General features: G+C 44.0%; 2 protein-coding genes. Both read right to left on the bottom strand.

What is annotated here, in order from left to right; all coding sequences use genetic code 11:
• Window positions 1–33: 33 nt before the first annotated feature.
• Window positions 34–7,641, bottom strand: coding sequence for an amino acid adenylation domain-containing protein (locus NPUN_RS40620; RefSeq protein ID WP_012408786.1), 7,608 nt, complete (start codon window positions 7,639–7,641; stop codon window positions 34–36).
• Window positions 7,638–19,289 carry a non-ribosomal peptide synthetase gene (locus NPUN_RS40615; protein WP_012408785.1) on the bottom strand — a complete coding sequence of 3,884 codons (11,652 nt, stop codon included), beginning with the start codon at window positions 19,287–19,289 and terminating at the stop codon, window positions 7,638–7,640. The genes NPUN_RS40620 and NPUN_RS40615 overlap by 4 nt, the downstream gene beginning before the upstream one ends.
• Window positions 19,290–19,331: the final 42 nt, after the last annotated feature.

The raw sequence follows: 19,331 nt of genomic DNA, 5'->3' as shown, positions 1-19,331 counted from the left end.
ATTCCTTACATTTAAATTTCAACTCAAATTAACTCACTTAATATCTACAGGATGTGGATTAGATAAAAACTTAATAGGCCGAATCTGATTATCAAAATCAGGTTTATATCCATCGCCTCTAACTTCTTGTGCTTGCTCAATGCAAGCTTTCAACTGTTCCGCTAAGGTCTGAACATGGGGCAGATTCATCATCGTTACATGATTACCTGGGACAAAATGGACATTCACTGGTTCGGCAGAAAATTTGCTCCATCCCCAGTGCGAATCCTGCAAAATATCAGAAAGTACTTCACTATTAGATTCATTAACCTTGACGACATTCTCCTTGGCGCGTAAGAGAGTAATTTTGGTTGGATAAATCTCTTGTGGTACATAATTCACTACAGCGTTAGCTTTGAGCAGTTGCACCATATTATTAAGCTGCGTAATTTCATCGTCAGGAGGTAAGATGTCAGCATTTTTTAACCTTTCTAGAACGTATTTCAGCTGATCTTCCCAAACCATAGATTGAAGAGTATCAACAGAACAATCCATCTTTTTCCCGTAAACAACTTCGATTGTGTCTGCTAATTCAGCCAACCATTTAGTGTTATCCAAATCAAAAGCTGATGGATTTTTCTGATGAAATGGTGCTGTAGTATCAAGAATGGCAACTAAAGCAACCTTATAACCTTTACGAAGTAACTGCTGCGCCATTTCAAAGGCTAATTTACCGCCAAAAGAATGCCCTGCTAAAAAATACGGCCCCTGTGGTTGAACAACAAAGAGTTCTTGAATATAACGGGCGGCTACATCCTCAACTTGGGTAATTAGTTCTCCTCCTTCACCAGGAGCAATTGCTTGGAAACTGTAAAATGGTTGGTCTGAACCCAGACAACGGGCTAAATCATACAAGTAAAAGGGATAGCCCGCAGCCCCTGGAAGACAAAACAAAGGTGGCTTAGAACCGTGCGGCTGAAGTATTACCAAGGGAGATCCACTCTTAGAATCTGAATCGAATGGTACAATAGTTGCCAATTGTTCAATAGTTGGATTTTGGTAAAGGCTGGCGATCGCAATATTTTTACCAAACTGCTGTTTAATTTGAGCCATTAAGTAAGGAGTTAAAAGAGAGTGACCACCGAGGTCAAAGAAATTATCTTTTACTCCCACTTTGTCAACTTTCAAAATTCTTGACCAGATTTGCGTTAGTTCCAGTTCTACTTGGTTGCGTGGAGCTACATATTTGTCTGAATTACTGCTGTGTAAATCCGGTGCAGGCAATGCACGGCGGTCTACTTTGCCGCTAGGAGTTAGTGGCATTGACTCCAACATTACAAAAGCGCTTGGCACCATGTAGTCTGGTAGCTTTGCTTTCAGGAATTGCCGTAGTTCGCTGATTGTGGGTGTAGAGTTCTGATGTGCTACCACGTAGGCAACTAGCCTTTTATCACCTGGCGTATCTTCGTGGGCAATGATACAACATCCCTCCACATCTCCATGCTGGCTCAGTACTGCTTCAACTTCTCCCAATTCAATGCGGAAGCCTCGCACCTTAACCTGATTGTCAATACGTCCCAGGTATTCAATGTTGCCATCTGGTAAATAGCGGGCTAAATCCCCTGTTTTGTAGAGGCGTGAATGCCCGTCAGTGCTAAAGGGGTTGGAGATGAATTTCTCAAGTGTTAACTCTGGTCGGTTGAGGTAGCCTTGCGCCAAAGAGACACCACCAATGTGCAATTCTCCTGCTACACCGACGGGTACAGGCTGTAGGTACTGATCCAGGATGTAAATTTGCGTGTTAGCAATGGGACGGCCAATAGGAGGCAGTAGCGGCCAAGTCTCTACTGAGTTATTCAGAGTAAAAGTGATAATTACATGGCTTTCCGATGGCCCGTAATGATTGTGCAAAGTACAATCGGTTAGTTTGCTTAACCATTGAGAAATCGCGGGAGTAATTTGCAACTGTTCCCCAGCAGTAATGATTTCCCGCAGATGACTATTAACTAATTCACTACCAACAGCGACTTCAGCTAGTTGCTGTAAGGCAACAAAGGGAACAAACAGTCTCTCAACAGCTTTTTCTTGGAGAAAACCTAACAAAGCTGAGGTATCTCGGCGCAATTCCTCCGTAATTAAGAACAATGTGCCTCCCGAAAACCAGGTAGAAAACATTTCTTGGAAGGAGACATCAAAGCTAATAGGAGCAAATTGCAGCGTTTTTGCTCCAGTGGAAATTGTATTATTTTGCAGTTGCCACAGAATCAAATTGCAAAGAGCAAGCTGATTCAAGGCTACACCTTTAGGCTTACCTGTAGAACCAGAGGTATAAATTACATAAGCCAAATTAGTTGCTTGCACATCAGAGATGAGATTATCCTGACTAGACTGAGAAATCAGTTGCCAGTCAGTATCCAAAAAGACAAGGTGAGCTTGATGCTGAGGTAATCTGTTGAGGAGTGAATGTTGGGTTAACAACACTGAAACTTGAGCATCTTCTAACATGACAGCCAAACGCTCTTGAGGGTAGTTTGGATCGAGTGGCACATAAGCCCCACCAGCTTTGAGAATGCCAAGTAGTCCTACTACCATCTCTAGCGATCGCTCTACACAAATGCCTACCAGCACATCTGCGGATACTCCCAAAGACTTCAGGTAGTGCGCCAACTGGTTAGCACGGCAGTTTAATTGGTGGTAAGTCAGTTGTTGATTTACTCTCCGAGAAGCCTCGCTGCGCTCGTCTACAAACTCCACCGCCACTGCATTGGGTGTACGCTCTACTTGTTCCTCAAACAACTGATGGATAGATTTATCACGGGGATAATCCGTCAGAGTATTGTTCCATTCAACTAATAACTGCTGTTGCTCTGTCTGTGACAGCAAAGGCAATTGCGAAATCCGCTCCTCTGGGTTAGCAACAATTCCAGAGAGCAATGTCATAAAATGTCCAGTCATCCGTTCAATTGTGCTGGCATCAAATAAGTCAGTGTTATATTCCCATACACCCACCAGTCCATTACTTGTACTGAGCGTAGTCGTTGGCGTTCGCGTAGCGTCTCCGTTAGGAGAAGCCTCTGCCTCAGCAGAAGTACCAGTGTTCTGTATTGATAAAAACAAATCAAACTTGGCAGTTGCGCTTTCTACTGGCAAAGAACTGATAGTTAAGTCAGCAAGCTCTATCTCAGACATAGGCACATTCTGGAGGGCAAACATGACTTGAAAAAGTGGTGTATGACTGAGATCCCGTTCTGGCTGCAATACTTCTACTAGCATTTCAAAAGGTAAGTCCTGATGAGCATAAGCATCTATTGCCATTAATCGAACGCGACCAAGTAATTCGCTAAAGCTGGGGTTGCCTGATAAGTCAGTACGTAACACTAAAGTATTGACAAAAAAGCCAATTAACCCTTCAATTTCATTACGATTACGGTTTGCAATTGGCGAACCCACCAAAATATCTTCCGTACCTGTGTAGCGGTAAAGTAGCGTATCAAACGCTGCCAACAACGTCATGAATAAAGTAACCCCTTGCTCCTGGCTCAGTTTTGTCAGCTTATTGCTTAACTCAACTGAGAGTGCAAACTCTTGATGTCCACCAGCGAAAGTCTGCACAGATCCTCTGGGTCTATCTGTTGGTAGGGACAACAAGGCTGGTGCAGCTTTTAGTTGCTGTTGCCAGTACGAGATTTGAGTTTGCAGTACCTCTCCTTGCAACCAATTTCTTTGCCAAATGGCAAAATCTGCGTACTGAATCGACAGTGGTGTTAAAGGTGACGGCTCACCTTGAGAGTAAGCGTTGTACAGTGCTGCTAGTTCTTGGATAAACACACCCATTGACCAAGCATCAGAGACAATATGGTGCATACATACACTCAAAACGTGTTCTGTCTCGGACAGCACAATTAATGTTGCCCTAACTAATGCTTGGTTTGCTAAGTCAAACGGTTGATTAGCTTGTTGTTGCGCTAATTGCTGTGTAGCAATTTCTTGTTCAGTTACTTCTGCTGAGGCAGAGGCTTCTCCTAACGGAGACGCTACGCGAACGCCAACGGCTTCGCTCAGTACAAGTGTTGATAAATGCTTCAAGTCAACTACTGTTACTGTCCAATTCGTTTGTGTTTGAATAAGTTGAGAAGGTTTTCCATCAACTATCACAAAGTTGGTGCGTAAGGCTTCGTGGCGATTAATGATTTCATACAAGCTTTGTTCTAAGGCAACTTGATTAAGTGTTCCGACTAGACGCAAAGCCATAGGAATGTTGTATATGGCACTGTTTGGCTCGAACTGGTCTAAAAACCAAAGACGCTGTTGAGCATAAGACAGTGGTAATTCTGCATTCTCTGCCCTTGGTAAGATGGGTGGGGAAACCAATTCTAAGTCTTGTTGCTGCAATTGCTCAATCGAACGCGCTAATTCGGCAACTGTTGTTCTGGCAAAGAACTCACGCAATGGTAGTTCCACTTTGAAAATGTTGCGGATACGTGAAACTAATTGCGTTGCTAGTAGTGAGTGTCCCCCAAGTTCAAAGAAGTTATCATATATGCCTACTTGGTCTACTTTCAGGGCTTGTGTCCAAATTTGCGTCAGGATTTCTTCAATCGGAGTGCGCGGGGCGACAAAACTTATTTCCAGTCCCTCACGAGAGTCTGGCGCTCTCAATGCGCGACGGTCTACCTTGCCGTTGGGAGTCAGAGGTAAAGACTCTAGCATCACAAAAGCATGAGGTATCATGTATTGTGGCAGTTGGCTAGAGAGGAAGGATCTTAACTGGTTAATTGTAGGTGAATGTTGTTTATGTCCTACCACGTAGGCAACTAAGCGTTTACTTCGACTTACCTCGGCTCCGGTTCGATCGAGCGAAGTCGAGATGCTCGGCACGAGTCGCTCAGTACAAGTATCACCTGGATGATCTTCACGGGCAATAACACAAGCTGTCTGCACATCACTATGTTGGTTCAGTAATTCTTCAATTTCTCCCAACTCGATACGGAAGCCACGGATTTTTACCTGATTGTCGATGCGTCCCAGGTATTCAATGTTGCCATTTGGTAAATAGCGTGCTAAATCTCCGGTTTTATAAAGTCGGGGATTGGGGATTGGGGATTGGGGACTGGGGACTGGGAATTGGGAATTTAGAAGAATTTCTGCTCCTCTGCTCCCCTGCTCCCCTGCTTCCCTGCTTCGAGCGAAGGGATTGGGAATAAATTTTTCTTTTGTCAACTCTGGACGATTAAGGTAGCCTCGTGCCAACCCCAAACCACCAATATGCAATTCACCTGGTACACCAATCGGTACTGGTTGCAGATATTCATCTAAAATATAAACCTGGACGTTGGCGATCGCCTTACCAATAGATATTTTATTGTCATCTTCAGTGCATTTTGCGATTGTGGCACAGACACTAGCTTCTGTTGGCCCATAGGCATTGAAGAAGTTTCTGCCAGCAGACCATTGTCTGATTAATTCAGATGAACTTGCTTCTCCCGCTACAATTATTGTTTGCAGTGCCGGAAGTTCCGACCCAGGCATAACTGCTAACGCCGATGGCGGTAGGGTGATATGGGTAATGCTGCGATCGCTTAATTGCTCAATTAATGGCTTCCCAGGCAGTAGAGAGTCTTTTGTTCCCAGATACAGCCTTGCACCCGACCCCAGAGCCATCAAAATTTCTGAGATAGAAGCATCAAAACTGAAGGAGGCAAACTGAAGAACGCGACTATCCGAAGTCAAGCCAAAAGTTTGAATCTGAGCTTGAGCTAGGTTGCATAATCCCTTATGCTCAACCATCACACCTTTAGGTTTACCTGTTGAACCAGAAGTGTAAATCAGATTAGCTAGATGAAAAGCTTTGACTTCACTTGTTGGGTTATCTTGATTGTTTTGGGCAATTTGTTCCCAAGCTTCATCTAAACAGATAAATTTTGCTTGATGCTCAGGAAGTCTGTCAATAAGTCGCTGTTGAGTCAACAGTATGGAAACTTCAGCATCTTCTAACATGAAAGCCAAACGCTCAGTAGGATACTCTGGGTCAAGTGGTACATAAGCTCCGCCTGCCTTGAGAATCCCCAACAGTCCCACTACCATTTCTATTGAGCGTTCCACGCAAATACCCACCAGCGTATCTGATTTTATACCCAAAGACTTGAGGTAGTGCGCCAACTGGTTAGCACAACTATTCAACTGGTGGTAAGTTAGTTGTTGATTTTCAAACACCACAGCTACAGCATCGGGTGTACTCACAGATTGCTCCTCAAACAACTGATGAATACACTTATCAACAGGATAGTCTGCTTGAGTATTATTCCATTCAACTAATAACTGCTGTTGCTCTGTGTGGGACAGCAAAGGCAATTGCGAAATCCGTTCCTCTGGATTAGCAACAATTCCAGAGAGCAGTGTTACAAAATGCTTTGCCATCCGCTCAATTGTGCTGGCATCAAATAAGTCAGTGTTATATTCCCATATCCCCACTAGCCCAGTAACTGAGTTGTGCATTGATAAAGTTAAATCAAACTTAGCAATTGTGTTTTGGGGTGGCAAAGAACTGATAGTTAAGCCAGCAAGTTCTACTCCAGACATGGGTGTATTCTGGAGTACAAACATCACTTGGAACAGTGGTGGATGGCTGAGATTCCGTTCTGGTTGTAATGCCTCAACTAGCATTTCAAATGGCAACTCTTGATGAGAGTATGCTCCTAGAGCTACTTGCCGAACGCGAGAAAGTAATTCGCTAAAACTGGGGTTGCCTGATAAATCAGTACGCAAGACTAAAGTATTGACAAAAAAGCCAATTAACCCTTCAATTTCACTGTGTTCGCGGTTTGCGATCGCAGACCCTACTAAAATGTCTAACTGTCCTGTGTAGCGGTAAAGTAGGGTATCAAAGGCTGCCAAAAGTGTCATGAACAAAGTCACCCCTTGTTTTTGGCTCAGTTGTGTCAGCTGATTGCTTAACTCAACTGAGAGTGCAAACTCTTGAATTGCGCCAGCGAAAGTCTGCACAGCAGGTCTTGGTCGGTCTGTGGGTAGGGACAACAAGGCTGGTGCATCTTTTAGTTGTTGTTGCCAGTACGAGATTTGATTTTGCAGTAGCTCCCCTTGCAACCACTCTCTTTGCCAAATGCCAAAATCTGCGTACTGAATCGGCAGTGGTATTAAAGGTGACGGTTCTCCTTGAGAATAAGCGTTGTATAGTGCTGCTAGTTCTTGGACAAATACACCCAATGACCAGGCATCAGAGACAATATGGTGCATACACAGTAACAATATGTGTTCTGTCTTGGATAGCACAATTAATGTCGCTCTGATTAATGCTCCCTCTGCCAAGTCAAAAGGCTGAATCGCTTGTTGTTGAACGAATTGCTGTGTAGCGATTTCTTGTTCGCTTGGTGGCAGATGTTCGCACTCAACAACTGAAATTGTCCAATTAATTTGTGTTTGAATAATTTGAGAAGGTTTTCCATCAACCGTAATGAAATTAGTGCGTAATGCTTCATGACGATCAATAATTTCTTGAAAGCTTTGTTCTAAGGCAGCCCGATTGAGATTTCCCTCTAGACGCAAAGCTAAAAGGATGTTGTATATAGCACTGTTCGGCTCTAACTGGTCTAAAAACCACAAACGCTGTTGAGCATAAGATAGGGGTAATTCTTCAATCATCATCTCTTGCTCCTTGGTAGAATGCGTGGAACAGTTAGGTCTGAGTTTTGTTGCTGTAACTTCCCGATTGATGGCGCTAATTCAGCGATGGTTGGGGTATTGAACAATTCGTGTAAAGGGAGTTTGACTTTAAAGCGATCGCGGATACGTGAAAGTACTTGTGTTGCTAGTAGCGAGTGTCCCCCAAGTTCAAAGAAGTTATCGTGTATGCCTACTTGCTCTACTTTCAGCACTTGTGACCAAATTTGTACCAGTATTTCTTCAATCGGAGTACGCGGGGCTACATATTTTTCTGTGCGTAGGCGTAGCCCGCCATAGGCATCGCTGTGTAAATCTGGTGCAGGTAGGGCGCGACGGTCTACTTTGCCGTTGGGAGTGAGTGGCATTGATTCCAACATCACAAAAGCGTTTGGCACCATGTAGTCTGGTAGCTTTGCTTTCAGGAATTGCCGTAGTTCATTGATTGTGGGTGTATGCTGATGCGGCAGCACGTAGGCAACTAAGCGTTTACTTCGACTTCGCTCAGTACAAGTATCACCTGGGGTATCTTCACGGGCAGTGACTACAGATGCCTGCACATCATCATGTTGGTTGAGTAATGCCTCAATTTCCCCCAACTCGATGCGGAAACCGCGAATTTTTATTTGGTTGTCAATGCGTCCTAGGTATTCAAGATTACCATCAGGCAACCATCTGGCTAAATCGCCAGTTTTGTAGATTCGTTCTTTTTTACCAAATAAGTCGAGTTCGATGAATTTTTCAGATGTGAGTTCGGGACGGTTGAGATAGCCACGGGCTAAACCAGCCCCGGCAATACAAAGTTCCCCAGGAATACCGACAGGCAGGAGTTGGTTTTGGTTGTCTAAAATGTAAATACGTACATTGGCAATTGGCTGTCCGATTAATAAATCACCCGCCAGATCCCTTTTTCCAGTTGCTTCGTAGACACAACACCCGACAACCGCTTCTGTCGGACCATATTCGTTAATCAAGCGGGTATTGGGGGCATGAGTCAACCAGGGAATTATTTGGTTAGCGTGTAATGCCTCACCGCCCAAAACAAAGGCATTGACCCGATTCGGCATGGTATCAGGCTCAATTTGCTGATTGAGTATTTCCAGATGCGAAGGTGTGATTTTGACGAGGGATAGATGATTGTTTTGTTTAACAATGTCTGCTAGAAGCTGCAATTCTTGTTTTTCTCTTACCAAAATGGTGGTACGCCCACAAATTAGCGGCAGGTACAGGGAGGTAATGGTTGCATCAAAGCTCAGGGAAGACTGCACAGGTGTACCTTGTCCTTGTGCTACTGCGTAGTAATCTTTAGCCCAGTGTAAATAGTTACTTAAACCCCGATGCAGTAGTTGTACCCCTTTGGGTTGTCCTGTAGAGCCTGATGTATAGATTACATAAGCTAAATCATCTACATAAGCTAAATCATCGGGTTGACTTTGCCGACTGGGGTTCTCTGTAGATTGGTTGGCAAAGTTATCGCGATCTAAACACAGTATCGAGCGGGATTGCGGAAAAGTTTCTTTATTCCCAGTCCCTGATTCCCAACCCCCAGCCCCCAATTTGAGTTGACTATGGGTGAGCAAAACCTTTGCTCCACAGTCTTGCAGCATGAAACGAATCCGCTCTTGTGGGTAGTTCGGGTCAATTGGTACATAAGCCCCACCCGCCTTGAGAATGCCCAACAATCCGACAACCATTTCTATTGAGCGTTCCACACAAATACCCACCAGCACATCTGCTCCCACTCCCAAAGAGTTCAGGTAGTGCGCCAACTGGTTAGCACGACTATTCAATTGCTGGTAAGTGAGTTGTTGATTTTCAAACACAACTGCGATCGCATCTGGAGTGCTATCAACCTGATCCTCAAACAACTGATGGAGACATTTATCTAGTGGATAATCTGCCTGAGTATCGTTCCATTCCACTAATAATTGCTGTTGCTCTGTCTGTGACAGCATAGGCAATTGTAAAATCCTCTGGTGTGGGTTAGCAACAATTCCCTCAAGCAATATTTGGAAATGTCCTAACAAGCGAGTAATTGTTGCATCATCAAAGCGGCTAATATCATAGCTAATCTTCACTAACAATTGCTTACCAACAGCAGCAATTACAGTCAGAGGATAATTAGTTTGTTCAATAGCGTGAATCTTGTCTATAGAGAAACTGTAATTGTGTGATTGCACTGCCTCATCAACTGGATAATTCTCAAAGACAACAATGCTCTCGAACAAAGGTGTTCCTCTGTTGATTTCACTCTTACCTTGAATCTCCACCAATGAGCTATATGAATATTGCTCAGATTCAACTTGTTGCGCCTGTAAATCCTTCAATAAAGCCAACACTTGGGTATCGTCTGAAACTTGAACTCTCACTGGCAAGGTGTTGATAAATAGTCCCACCATCGACTCGATACCAACAAGAGATGGCGGACGACCAGATACAGTTGCACCAAAAACTACATCAGTTTCTTGGCTGTAGCGACACAGCAGTAATGCCCAAGCTGCTTGCACCAGATTATTTATCGTCAGTTGATGCTTCCGTGCAAAACTTTGGATTGCGGCTGTCGCTTGCACTGTCAGTTGAGTTTGTTGTTCGCTATAGCTAGAATCTAACTTTTTACGGTTTGATGATTGTTTTTTATCAACACTAAAAGGAGTGGGTGCAGTAAAACCTTGGAGTTTTTCTCTCCAAAATTGTTCAGCTTGGGCTAAGTCTTGTTTCTGTAGCCAAGCAATATAGTTGCGGTAGCTTTGGGTTGGTTGAACAGCTAAGTTTTCACCCTGAGAAATTGCTTGATAAAAGTACAATAAGTCTTTGAAAACCAAAGGCATCGACCAGCCATCAAGCAATAAGTGATGAGAACTCCAAATAAATTGATAAGTATCTGCACTCAATTGGATGAGGCTCAGATGTATCAGTGGTGGTTGAGACAGTTGGAAACCTTGTTTTCGCTGTGAGTGCAACAAAAGCTCTAATTGCTGTTGTTGATCTTGTGCAGATAACTGTTGCCAATCATGGCTGTTGAGGTTAACATCCACCTGCCGATACACTACTTGAAGTGGCTGGGCTAATTGCTCCCAAACAAAAGCAGTCCGCAAGATTGAATGCTGTGCTACCACTTGCTGCCAAGCTTGCTCAAATGCTGTCACATTCAACTTACCTGTCAAAGTGCAACTTAACTGCTGAAAATATACTCCTGAGTCTGGAGCGTACAAACTCTCAAACAGCATACCCTGTTGCGTTGGCGAGAGCGGGTAAATATCTTCAATATTTCTGGAGTTAGTTTTGCCTGATTGATTTTTGGATACTAACCTTGCCAACAATTGGTCTATTTCTGGCTGATTGAGCTTGACTAGCGAGAAATCTGAAGGTGTGTAACCTCCACTCTCAGGCGATGAACAATGAGCAATTAGTCCAAGCAATGTCTTGACAAATTCTTGTGCCAGACTTTCGATTGTGGCGTGCTGGTGGATATTTGGGCTGTAAGTCCAATCTATTTGTAACCGTTCTCCAGCAATAACGCTATTAATATCTAGTAGATGAGCGCGGTTGTTCTGCAAACTGTGGCTGTGTCCCGTAGACTCACTAACTAGCTGCATCCAAGAAGATGTATTGAGCAGTTGGTCACATTGACCCAAATAATTAAAACTGATTTCTGCTTGCGGTAATGCCTCTAGTTGGGCAGCAATTTCTGCATCCTGAATCAGATAACGCAATAAGCCATAGCCAATTCCTTTATTAGGAATAGCCCGCAGTTGTTCTTTGACAGATTTTAAGGCATCGGCTGGATTTTCTGTTGCTCCCAGTTCCAAAAGTACAGGGAAGATGGTTGTAAACCAACCGATAGTGCGCGACAAATCTACACCATCAATAATGTCTTCCCGCCCATGACCTTCTAAGTTGAACAGCACAGAGCTTGAGTTAGTCCATCTGCTCAAAACCAGCGCCAAAGCAGTTAGTAGCACATCGTTAATCTGAGTGTTGTAAGCTTTTGGCACATCTTGTAGCAAAGCGCGAGTTTGCGCTTCATTTAACGACACTGTTACTGTACTAGCTGCTTCAACAGTGTTTGCCCCTTGTGTATAATCAACTGGCATAGGAGAAACTGCGGCGCGAGATTCATTCAACCAATAAGCCATCTCGGATTTTATTGTTTCTGACTGTGCGTATTTGGTTAGTTTGTTAGACCAATCTTTGAAAGAAGTTGTTTTAGCAGGCAGTGCGATTACTTTACCGTGAGCAAGTTGCTGGTAAGCTGTTTGCAAATCCTCTAACAAAATTCGCCAAGAAACGCCGTCAACTACCAAGTGGTGGATAATAATTAGTAATCGTGCCCTTTTGTCAATACCCAGATAGAAAAAGGCGACTTGCACTAGATTTTCTGACAGATTCAAACTCGCCTGTAAGCAAGTTGCGCTAGCTTCAATCGCAGTTTTTTGTTTATTCTGTGGGAGTGCCGATAAGTCTATATAAGAGAAAGCAACACTATCAGTCACAGCAGAGTGAGTTTGCTGCCAAGTAGAGTCAGATTGTGTAAAACGTAGGCGCAGAGCATCATGATGTACTAGCAATTGCTGTAATACTTGCTTTAATAGCTCTGGCTTGAGGTCAGATGGTACTGAGAGCAGAAATGATTGATTAAAGTGATGCGGTTGTTGTAAATTTTGCTCAAAAAACCAGTGTTGAATTGGCGTTAGAGGTAATGTCCCTGTTACCAAACCTTGTTCTATTTGGATAACACTCGCTACATTTGCCACTATGGCCAATTCTGCAATTGTTTGATGTGCAAATAATTGCTTGAGAGTCAGTTGCAATTCTGCAAGCTTTGCTCTGTTGATGATTTGAAGACTGAGAATAGAATCTCCACCGAGTTCAAAGAAGTTATCGTGAACTCCTACTTGCTCTACTTTGAGAACTTCTGTCCAAATCTGCGCTAATATTTCTTCGGTTTGATTGCGTGGGGCTACAAAACTGACTTCTAGTTCTCCACGAGAGTCTGGTGCTTTTAATGCGCGGCGGTCTACCTTGCCGTTGGGAGTAAGAGGCAGGGACTCTAGCATCACAAAAGTATGTGGCACCATGTAAGTAGTCAGTTGGTTAGACAGGAAGGAGCGCAACTGGCTAACTGTAGGTGTCTGTCCTAGATGCGGTACTACGTAGGCGACTAGGCGTTTATCACCTGGGGTATCTTCGCGGGCGATAACACAAGATGCTTGCACATCCTCATGTTGGCTCAGGACTGCTTCTATTTCTCCCAACTCAATGCGGAAACCACGTATTTTTACTTGATTGTCAATTCGTCCCAGGTATTCAATTGTGCCATCTGGTAAATAGCGGGCTAAATCCCCTGTTTTGTAGAGGCGATTAGAATTAAAGGTTTCCCCTCTGCTCGCCTGCTCCCCTGCTCCTCTGCTTCTTTTGAAGGGGTTAGAGATAAATTTTTCTTGTGTCAATTGTGGGCGGTTAAGGTAGCCTTTTGCTAAACCTAAACCACCGATATGCAATTCTCCTGCTACACCTACAGGAACTGGTTGTAAGTGTGAATCTAAAATGTAAAATTGAGTGTTAGCTATGGGACGACCAATGGGTGCGATCGCACTTTTAGCTTCTAGTTGCGTTGACTCATTCCTAAGTTGGCAAATACTCGACCAAATTGTTGTTTCTGTCGGCCCATAGAGATTCCATACTTGGGCACCAGTTTCTAGTAATTGATGGGCTAATTGAGGTGGTAAGGCTTCTCCCCCACACAAGAGTTTCATTCCCAACTGTTGAGTAGATAAGCCGGAAGCTACCAGCATTTGCCAAGTCGCTGGAGTCGCTTGCATCACCGTTGTGCTTGAGTGCTGTAACTCTAGTAACAGCCTAGCGCCATCACTGGCGACTTCACGCCGAACTACTACTACCTTCGCTCCTACCACCAGTGGCAGATATAGTTCCAAAGCCGCAATGTCAAAGGATATGGTAGTAACGGCACAGAAAGTATCAGAGTCAGTTAATCCCGGACAATGACTCATGGAAGCTAAAAAGTTGACTACACTGCTGTGGTTAACTTGAACTCCTTTTGGCTGGCCTGTGGAACCTGAAGTATAAATTACATAAGCCAAGTTTTCTGGTTTGCCGCCAGTGAGTGGATTTTCTCGACTGTGTTGCTCAATGAGTTGGCGATCGCTATCCAAACATACTACCTGTGCGGTATGCTCTGGCAAAGATTCCAATAATGATTGTTGAGTTAACAACACTGGCAGCGCCGCATCATCTAATATGAAACTCAAACGTTGTTGGGGATAGTCTGGGTCAAGTGGCACATAAGCCCCACCCGCCTTGAGGATGCCCAGTAATCCAACAACCATTTCTATGGAGCGCTCCACACAAATACCCACCAGTACATCTGCGGACACTCCCAAAGACTGCAAGTAATTTGCCAACTGATTAGCGCGACAGTTTAATTGGTAGTAAGTAAGTTGTTGGTTTTCAAATATAACCGCTACAGCATCGGGGGTGCGCTGAACTTGCTCTTCAAATAACTGATAGATGCACAAATCTTGTGGATAATCTACCTGAGTATCGTTCCACTCCACTAATAACTGATGCTGTTCAATTTGTGTCAGCAGGGGCAATTGTGAGATTTGCTGTTCTGGGTTAGCAATAATACCTTCAAGCAATGTCACAAAATGGCCCGTCATCCGCTCAATTGTGCTGGCATCAAATAAGTCAGTGTTATATTCCCATACACCCACTAGTCCAGTAGCAGTATTCTGCATGAATAAATTTAAATCAAACTTTGCAGTTGTACTTTCTGGCATCAATGGAGTGACACTTAACCCAGCCAACTCTACTCCAGACAAAGGCACATTCTGAAGTGCAAACATGACTTGGAACAGTGGTGTATGACTGAGGTCTCTTTGTGGTTGCAATGCTTCCACCAGCATTTCAAAAGGCAAATTCTGATAAGTGTATGCCTCCATTGCCATTTCTCGAACACGACCCAGTAATTCACTAAAGCTCGGATTACCTGCTAAATTGGTACGCATCACTAAGGTATTGACAAAAAAGCCAATCAACCCTTCTATCTCACTGCGATCGCGGTTAGCAATGGGAGATCCCACCAAAATGTCTTCTGTACCTGTGTAGCGGTAAAGCAGGGTATCATAAGCTGCCAACAGCATCATAAACAAGGTTACTCCTTGCTTTTGACTTAGTTGTATCAATCCTTGAGTGAGCTTCTGCGAGAGTACAAACTCTTGATGTGCGCCAGCGAAAGTCTGCACAGCAGGTCTTGGTCGGTCTGTGGGTAGAGACAACAAGGCTGGTGCGTTTGCCAGTTGTTGTTGCCAGTAACTCAGTTGGCTTTGCAGTACGCCTCCTTGCAACCATTGTCTTTGCCACAGTGCAAAATCTGCATACTGAATCGGCAGTGGTGCTAAAGGTGTACCCTTTCGGGGAAGCAAGCTACGCATAGCGTCTCGTAGAGACGGTTGATCTTGAGAATAAGCGTTGTACAGTGCTGCTAGTTCTTGAAGAAATACACCCATTGACCAGCCATCAGAGACAATATGGTGCATACACACTAACAAGATGTGTTCTGTCTCGTTAAGCACTACTAATGTCGCCCTAACTAATGCTTGATTTGCCAGATCAAAAGGCTCAATAGATTGTTGTCGCGCTAATTGCTGTGTAGCGATTTCTTGTTCAGTTACTTCTGCTGAGGCAGAGGCTTCTCCTAACGGAGACGCTACGCGAACGCCAACGGCTTCGCTCAGTACAAGTGTTGATAAATGCTTCAAGTCAACTACTGTTACTGTCCAATTCGTTTGTTTTTGAATAATTTGAGTTGGTTGTCCATTAACGGTTACAAAATTGGTGCGTAAGGCTTCGTGGCGATTAATGATTTCATGTAAGCTTTGTTCTAGGGCAACTTGATTAAGAGTTCCGACTAGACGCAAAGCTAAGGGAATGTTGTATAAGGCACTGTTCGGCTCGAACTGGTCTAAAAACCAAAGACGCTGTTGAGCATAAGACAGTGGTAATTGAGCATTCTCTGCCCTTTGTGTGATGAATGGTGTAGAAAGTTCTAAGTCTTGTACTGAGCGACTCGTGCCGAGCATCTCGACTTCGCTCGATGGAACCGGAGCCGAGGTAAGTCGAAGTACCTGTTGCTGTAATTGCCCAATCGATTGCGCCAATTCGACAACTGTTGATCTGGCAAACAATTCACGCAATGGTAATTCCACTTTGAAAATGTTGCGGATACGTGAAACCAGTTGTGTTGCTAGTAGTGAGTGCCCTCCAAGTTCAAAGAAGTTATCATATATGCCTACAAGCTCTAGGTTCAGCACTTGTGCCCAAAGGAGTGCCAGCATTTCCTCAATGGGTGTGCGCGGGGCGACATATTTTTCTAGCAGTGTGGTGTCTAAATCTGGTTTTGGTAAGGCGCGGCGGTCAACTTTGCCGTTGGGAGTCAGGGGTAAGGATTCCAAGATTACAAAAGCACTTGGCACCATGTATTCTGGCAGCTTTGTTTTGAGGAATTGTCGTAGTTCGCTGATTACGGGTTTACAGTCTTGATGTGCTACCACGTAGGCGACTAAACGTTTACTTCGACTTACCTCGGCTCCGGTTCCATCGAGCGAAGTCGAGATGCTCGGCACAAGTCGCTCAGTACAAGTATCACCAGGGCTATCCTCACGGGCGATGACACAAGATAACTGCACATCACTATGTTGGCTCAATACTGCTTCAATTTCGCTCAACTCGATGCGGAAACCACGTATTTTTACTTGGTCGTCAATGCGTCCGACGTATTCTATATTGCCGTCATTTAAATAGCGTGCTTTATCCCCAGTTTTGTAGAGGCGGGAATGTGATTCATCACTAAAAGGATTGGGGATGAATTTTTCTTGTGTTAACTCTGGACGGTTAAGGTAGCCTCTTGCTAATCCTGCACCACCAATATGCAATTCTCCTGGTACACCTATAGGTACTGGCTGTAAATAAGAGTCCAATATATAGATTTCAACATTGGCTATAGGGCGACCGATGGGTGGTGAGATATTATTATCCCGCCCATTAGAAACTACTAGTCCTGAAGTTGTGACAACAGTATTTTCAGTTGGACCATAATTATTCACTACCTGGAAAGGGAGTAAACCTGATGGATATCGATGAAGCTTATCTCCTCCAGTCACTATGGTTCGCAAAGTTGTACTTTCTGGCCATTCCAGAGACAATAATTGCTCTGCCATTGGTGTTGGCAAAAAACTGATAGTGATCTTTTTAGATTCCAACCAATCTTGCAAATCCACTGGAGATAAAAGAATTTCAGGTTTGACTAAATATATACTTGCTCCTGCGGTCAGGTAAGGCCACAATTCCCATACAGCAGCATCAAATGCTGTTCCTGCTAGCTGAGTAGCTTTGTCTAAGGTCGTGATTTTAAAAGTGCGTTGATGCCAGAACACCAAATTTAATAATCCTTGATGGGTAATCAGTACTCCCTTGGGTTGACCTGTAGAACCAGAGGTGTAAATCACATAAGCCAAATTAGTTGCTTGTGTCTCAGATATTAGATTATCCTGACTTAACTGAGAAATAAGCTGCCAGTCAGCATCTAAACAAACCTTGTACTGAGCGGCTTGCCCTGAGCGGAGCCGTTCGCGTAGCGTCCCGTAGGGAAGGGAGCCGAAGTGAAGCTGTGCAGTATGCTCAGGCAGTCTGTCGAGGAGTTTCTGCTGAGTCAGCAATACCGAAACTTGAGCATCTTCTAACATCAAGCGCAAACGCTCGGTAGGATAGTCTGAAGCAAGTGGCAAATAAGCGCCACCCGCCTTCAGAATCCCTAGCAGTCCCACCACCATTTCTAAAGAACGTTCTACACAAATACCCACTAGCACATCGGCTTTTACACCCAAAGACTTGAGGTAGTGCGCCAACTGGTTAGCGCGACAGTTTAATTCGTGGTATGTAAGATATTGATTTTCATACACCACTGCTACAGCATCGGGAGTAAGTTCAACCTGCTCCTCAAATAACTGATGAATACATTTATCTTGGGGATAATCTACCCCTGTATCATTCCACTTTAGTAATAACTGCTGTTGTTCAATTTCTGTTAGCAGAGGCAATTGTGAAATCTGCTCTTGAGGGTTAGCAATAATTCCTTCGAGCAATGTTTGGAAATGCCCCCTCATCCGCTCGATTGTGCTGGCATCAAACAAGTCAGCATTGTACTCCCACACACTGACCAATCCAGTTGCAGTGTTCTGCATTGATAAAGTTAAATCAAACTTGGCAGTTGCGCTTTGGGCTGGCAATGAACTGATAGTTAAGCCAGCAAGCTCTACTTCAGATATGGGCGCATTCTGGAGGACAAACATCACCTGAAACAGTGGTGTATAGCTGAGGTCACGTTGTGGCTGCAATGCTTTTACCAACTCCTCAAAGGGCAGGTCTGGATGAGCGTAAGCTTGCAGTGTCAGTTGCCGCACTCGACTTAGCAATTGCTGAAAACTGGGGTTGCCAGATAAATCGGTACGTAATACTAAAGTATTGACAAAAAAGCCAATTAACCCTTCAAGTTCTAAGCGATCGCGGTTAGCAATGGGCGTACCCACTACAATGTCATCGGAGTCTGTATAGCGATAAAGCAAGGTGACATAAGCCGCAAACAGCGTCATGAATAGGGTGGCTCCCTCTTGCCTAGTGAAATTAGCGATCGCTTCACTCAGTTCAACTGAAAATTCTCCATATTGAATTTCGCCCCGAAAAGTTTGAATCGCTGGTCTTGGTCTGTCTGTGGGTAATTCTAGTAACGTGGGAGCGTTTTTGAGTAGTTGGTTCCAGTAATCAAGCTGCGTTTGGAGTACTTCTGATTGCAACCATTGCCGTTGCCAAATAGCAAAGTCGGCATACTGAATTGGTAGCTCAGGTAGCTCTGGGGACAAGTTATTGCAGATGGCTGAGTAAATGGTTGCTAACTCGCGCATCAATACGCCTATTGACCAACCATCCACTACAATGTGGTGTATTGTTAGTACCAAAGCGTATTCTACCTCTGTAAGTTTAACCACAGAAGCTCGGATTAAAGGAGAACTAGCAAGGTCAAAGGGTCGATCAGCTTCAGTTGTGGCTAATTGTTGGCAAGCGATTTCTCTTTCACTTTCAGGTAATTTTGATAGGTCTACTATTGGCACATTTAAGTTTAAGCTGTCAGTAATTACCTGGACTGGCTGCTCGTTGATAGTGCGGAAGTTAGTACGTAAAGCTTCGTGGCGATCGATAATTTTGTTGAGGCTTTGCTCTAGCGCCACGACGTTTAATTCCCCGTGAAGTTTTAGAGCTGCTTGTTCGTTATAGGAGGAGTTATCTGGTTCCAACTGGTTTAATAACCAGAGTCGTTCTTGGGCAAAAGACAGAGGTAAGTTCTGAGGACGCTCGGCTTTGATCGGGGGGAAATCTGTATCGGTGTCTGTATTTTTCTCATGCAGCAAGAAGATAAGTTCTGCTTTATTTTTAGCTAATAAGTCACGAGTTTCTAGTGTCAATACCCCTTTTGGAGCATTAACACGCAACTGCTCACCTTCAACCCACAACTTTACACCCTGTTTACTAAGATCAACGACCAATTGTTCGATATTCACAGAAACATTACCTCTACATCAGCTAATTCGTAATTTAAAATT

Origin of the sequence: Nostoc punctiforme PCC 73102 (genome assembly GCF_000020025.1) — a bacterium.
In the GTDB taxonomy this organism is placed as follows: domain Bacteria; phylum Cyanobacteriota; class Cyanobacteriia; order Cyanobacteriales; family Nostocaceae; genus Nostoc; species Nostoc punctiforme.
The sequence above is the reverse complement of the archived record's forward strand: the minus strand, read 5'-3'. Positions and strand labels throughout refer to the sequence as shown.